Below are 4,775 nucleotides of genomic sequence, written 5' to 3'. Positions count from 1 at the left end.
CACCGAACGCGATGACGAACGTCAGGTCGAGCAGCAACTCGAGCGGGCTGGCGACGCGGAACGACTCGCCGGGATCACGACCACCCATCCGCCGGATGCCGTGCGGGGAACGGGGAGAGGGCGGCGTGTCCAAGAGATCTCCCGGGTGAGGGGGAAGGGGCGTGCCGATGATAAGCGTCGGCAACGCTCCCTTCGCCGGATCAGTGCCCGATGCCGACCTTCTCGTGCACCCGCTTCATCCACGCCGGCGCCCACCAGTTGGCGTCGCCCATCAGCTTCACGAGCGACGGCACCAGCAGCATCCGCACCACCGTCGCGTCGATGATCAGCGCGAGGATCATGCCGACACCGAGGAACCGCATGATCGACAGCCCGGAGATGGTGAACGCCCCGGTGACCACGATCAGCAGCAGTGCCGCCGCCGTCACGACGCGGCCGGTGCGTTCGGTCCCGAACTTCACCGCCTCCTCGGTGGTCGCCCCGGCGGCGCGGGCCTCGACCATCCGGGACATGAGGAACACCTCGTAGTCGGTGGACAGACCGAACACCACCGCCAGGATCAACACCACGAACGACGGTTCGAGCGGGCTCGCGGTCACCCCGAGCAGTTCCGCACCGTGACCGAGCTGGAACACCCAGGTCAGAACACCGAACGTTGCGGCCAGGCTCAGCGCCGCCATCGCGACGGCCTTCAGCGGCAGCACCACCGACCCGAACGCCAGGAACAACAGCACCAGCGTCGAGACCACCATGATCGCGAGCATCACCGGCAGCCACCGCGAGATGGCGGCGTTGCCGTCGTCGACCATCGCCCGGCCGCCACCGACGAGCAGTTCGGTGCCGGCCGGCGCATCGACCGCCCGCAACTCGTGGACGATGTCGCCGGCCCGGGCGGTGCCGTCGACACCCTGCGCATACAGGGCCTGCACCACCGTCACGTCGCCGTTCGAGGCGACCGTCAACGCCTGGGCGATGCCGTCCACCCGGGCCGCCGCGCGGGACACCTCGCCGACCGCGGTCGTGGACGGCGGGCCACCGTCGCTTCCTCGCACCAGGAGCGTGGCGCCGTTACCGGTAGACGGGAAGTCGTCGAGCAACGCCTGGGTCGCCACGCGCGCCGGGGCGTTCTCCGGAAGAGCCGTGTACTCGACCTCCCCGAACGAGGCGCGCAGCACCGGGAACGCCAGCACGAGCAGACCCGCGACGATCGCGACGGCGATGACCGCGGGCCTCCGCATCACCCCGACGACCACCGAACCCCAGAAACGCCGGGCCCGCGCCTCACCGCGATGAGCGGCGTTCTTGCTCCACGTCAGCGAGTTGATCCGTGACCCGAGGATGGCGAGCAGCGCGGGGATCGCGGTCAGCGCGAGCACAGCCGCACTCAGGACCGCTGCGATCGCGCCGAGACCGAGGGATCGCAGCACCGCCTGCGGGAACACGAGCATCCCGGCGAACGCGCAGATCAGCAGCAGCCCGGAGAACATGACCGTTCGGCCCGCGGTGAGGACGGTGCGTCGGGTCGCCGCCGCCGTGTCGGCGCCGCCCTCGAGTTCCTCGCGGAATCGGCTGACGATGAACAGTCCGTAGTCGATGGCCAGGCCGAGACCGATCAGAGAGGTGACGTTCAGGGCGAACGAGCTCACATCGGTGACCATCGTGAGCAGGCGCAGCGTCGCGAGCGCGCTGAGCACGGCGAGGACACCGACGAACACCGGGACGGCGGCGGCGGTGAGGCCACCGAAGATGATCACCAGCAGGACGAGGGTGATCGGGATCGCGATCGCTTCGGCGCGCAGCAGGTCGTGCTCGAGCGTCGACGTGAAGGCCACGGCGACGACCGAGTTCCCCGCGAACTGCGACTCGACGCCGGGAACCTCGAGCTTCGGCAACAACGAATCGAACGTGGCGACGGAGACACCCGAGTCGGGGGACAGGGTGATCGACGCGGCGACGCTGCGACCGTCCTTGGACAGCAGGAGCTGGTTCGCCGGGGGCGCCGTGGACCAATAGGTGTTGATCGCGTGAGTGGGCACCTCCGCGGCGAACCGGTCCAGCACCGCGGTGACGTCCGGTTCGATGTCGTCGACGGTCCGGCCCTCGGGGGCCGTGTACATCGCGATGATGTCGGCGGTCTGCGGACCGAAGTTCTCCTCGACGATCTCCGCGACCTTGTAGGACTCGCTGTTCGGGTCGTAGAACCCGGCCGACGACAGATTTCCGAACACGCCGGTGCCCCACGCTCCGGCCACCACCACGATCAGGACGGCGAGTCCGAGAACCCACCATCGCCGGGCGACCACGGTCGTGGCCCAGCGGTTCATGCGCGCTCCATTCGGTCGAGGTGCCGACACCCCGGCCGGGCGTCGTGCCTCCGCGACTGTAGTAGGCCGCACGGATTCGCCGTCGTGGCGGTGGAACGCGGTCGAAACGACCGTGAAGTAGGGGACCGGCACGCCCGATCGCCTCTCGGCGAAAGGCGCAACGCGGCTCCAGCCGAACGGTATTCCACGAGGGCAAATTGTTTTGAGCCCGGGGGATACGTGACGTGCCGATCCGAACGGGGTCAACGCATCGGACCGCGCAGGTATTCCCGGCGGTCGATAGGGTGCGCGTATGCGCGTTCATCTCGGACCGGACCACGACGAACACCTCGCCGCCGCCATCGTCGAGGGCGGCGGCACACTCGTCCCGCTCCACGAGGCCGAGGCGCTGGTGTGGCACGGCGACGTCGACGGTTTCCCCGAGCTCCCGGCGGGGGTGCGCTGGGTGCAGCTCGCGTTCGCGGGCATCGAGCCGTTCTTCCGGGCCGGGATCATCGACCCCGACCGGATGTGGACCAACGCGTCCGGGGTGTACGCCGACAACGTCGCCGAATATGCCGTCGGGGCGCTGCTCGTCGGACTGCGGCAGTTCCACGGTTCGATCGCGGCCGCAGCCCGGCCGGTGCAGCGGTGGCAGAAGCCGGTGCTGGACCCGCAGGTGCGGATGCTGCACGGTTCGACCGTCGCGATCGTCGGATGCGGCGGTATCGGCCGCGCGATGATCCCGCGACTGCGTGCGCTCGGCGTCGACGTGGTCGCCGTGAACTATTCCGGTCGCCCCGTGGAGGGAGCATCGGTGACGTTTCCGGCGAGCCGCACCGCCGAGGTGTGGACGATGGCCGATCACTTCGTGGTCGCGGCACCGGCGACCGCGGACACCGACCGGCTCGTGAACGCCGAGGCGCTCGACGCGATGCCCGACACCGCGTGGCTCGTCAATGTCGCGCGCGGCAACCTCGTCGACTCCGACGCGCTCGTCGATGCGCTGCGTGGCGGGAAGATCGCCGGTGCCGTCCTCGACGTCACCGACCCCGAGCCACTGCCCGACGACCATCCGCTGTGGACGTTCGACAACGTCGTGATCACCCCGCACATCGCGAACACCCGCACCGGGCTGAACGCGACGCTCGCGCCGACGGTGCGTGAGAACGTCGCCCGGTTCATCGCGGGGGAGCAGCTGATCGCACTCGTCGATCCCGCGGCGGGCTACTGACGCTCCGGGGTTACGGACCGTCACCGTCACCCGTATCTCCGGTCGGCTCCCGCAGCCACCGACGCCGGTGCTCGCGCAGCTCGTCTTCGCGGCGGGCACGGTAGTGCGTCAACGCCGCCGACAACAGATCCCCGAGATGATGCCGGTGATTGACCCGAGGCTTCTGCTCCGGGTCGATGTGCGGTGGCGGGATCCACTCCGTGCGACCCGGGTGCTCGGAGTTTGCCGACGCGACGCGGGTTTGCCAGCCGCCGGGCCCGTCGTGCACCAGTGCGTGGCAGGCATCGCAGGCGAGGTCCTCGTTGCCGATGTCGGTGAGCCCGCCGTCCTTCCACTCTCTGATGTGATGCACCGCCGTGAGTGTCGCCGGTGCATCGCAGCCCGGGCGGGTGCACCCGCCGGACGCGGCGATCAATGCGAGACGTTGATCGGCCGAGGCGAGTCGTTTCGCGCGGCCGAGATGCAGCGGCCGGCCGTGGTGATCGAAAATCGCCAGCACCGGATGCGCGGTCTCGGCCATCCGCAGCGCGTCCCGGATGGGCACCAGCCCACCGGAGGCGGTGGTCACGATGCCGGTCGCGTCTTCGAGTTGCCTGACGGTCATGGTCAGGATCGCGGTCACCGGCAATCCCCGGTGGCTGCCGAGCACACCCGACGACAAGATCTGCCGCAGGGCGACTTTCAGTCCGTCGTGGTTGCGTTGCACCGCGGTGCGGGTGTCGCGGGCGGCGGCCTTGGCGAGGGCATCGCGGTCGAGGGTCTCGGATTCGACATCACCGGAAGGTGATTCGGGGTCGTCCGGGTTGTTCATGCCGGGGCGGGCGAGTTTCGCCAGGACCGGTTCGAGCAGCGCCCGGGTCTCGGGATCGATGAGCCCGGAGATCGGGGTCATGAGATCGGTGCCCTGTTTGCCGATCCGCAGACCTCGCCGTCGTTTGCGTTCCTTCTCGTCCGGCACGTCCCCGTCCGGATTCAGGTAGGCAAGCAGATGCGCGCCGAGTTTCACGAGATCGTCGGGCGTGACCGAGCAGGCCGCGTCCGCGAGGATCTGCTCGGCGACGGTGATCTCGTCGAATCCGACAGTGCGCGGGACCTTCCGCATGGTCTTCGCGACGGCCGCGACATGGTCGGGTCCGATCGTCCCGTCCCGCACCGCGGCCGCGGTGGCGGGCAGGTCCGGCTCGAGGCCGCCGCCGTCGACGGCGTGCCACACCCCCACCTTCCTCGCGCCCTTGACG

3 protein-coding genes are annotated in these 4,775 nt (G+C 69.5%); 1 reads left to right on the top strand and 2 read right to left on the bottom strand.

Translation table 11 applies throughout. The features are described 5' to 3' along the window. Positions 1-200: 200 nt before the first annotated feature. A complete protein-coding gene (locus tag I0Q12_RS15025) occupies positions 201-2,324 on the bottom strand; it encodes an MMPL family transporter (protein ID WP_197252667.1) in 2,124 nt (707 codons plus the stop codon). Between the two features lie 292 nt (positions 2,325-2,616). On the opposite strand from I0Q12_RS15025, the gene I0Q12_RS15020 reads away from it, so the two are divergent. Then, positions 2,617-3,537 carry a D-isomer specific 2-hydroxyacid dehydrogenase family protein gene (locus tag I0Q12_RS15020; RefSeq protein ID WP_197252666.1) on the top strand — a complete coding sequence of 307 codons (921 nt, stop codon included), beginning with the start codon at positions 2,617-2,619 and terminating at the stop codon, positions 3,535-3,537. A 10-nt stretch (positions 3,538-3,547) separates the two neighbouring features. Here the strand turns inward: I0Q12_RS15020 and I0Q12_RS15015 are convergent. Then, positions 3,548-4,775: HNH endonuclease signature motif containing protein (locus I0Q12_RS15015; RefSeq protein WP_197252665.1), on the bottom strand; the 1,228-nt coding region annotated here is incomplete at its 5' end.

Origin of the sequence: Rhodococcus sp. CX (assembly GCF_015865005.1) — a bacterium.
Taxonomy (GTDB): Bacteria; Actinomycetota; Actinomycetes; order Mycobacteriales; family Mycobacteriaceae; genus Rhodococcus.
Note: the sequence above shows the minus strand (reverse complement) of the source record. Positions and strands in the feature narration are given on the sequence as shown.

Bases quoted from the DNA above. Each gene is read 5' to 3' on its own strand.
- I0Q12_RS15025 (WP_197252667.1), bottom strand. From the start codon at position 2,324: ATGAACCGCTGGGCCACGACCGTGGTCGCCCGGCGATGGTGGGTTCTC.
- I0Q12_RS15020 (WP_197252666.1), top strand. From the start codon at position 2,617: ATGCGCGTTCATCTCGGACCGGACCACGACGAACACCTCGCCGCCGCC.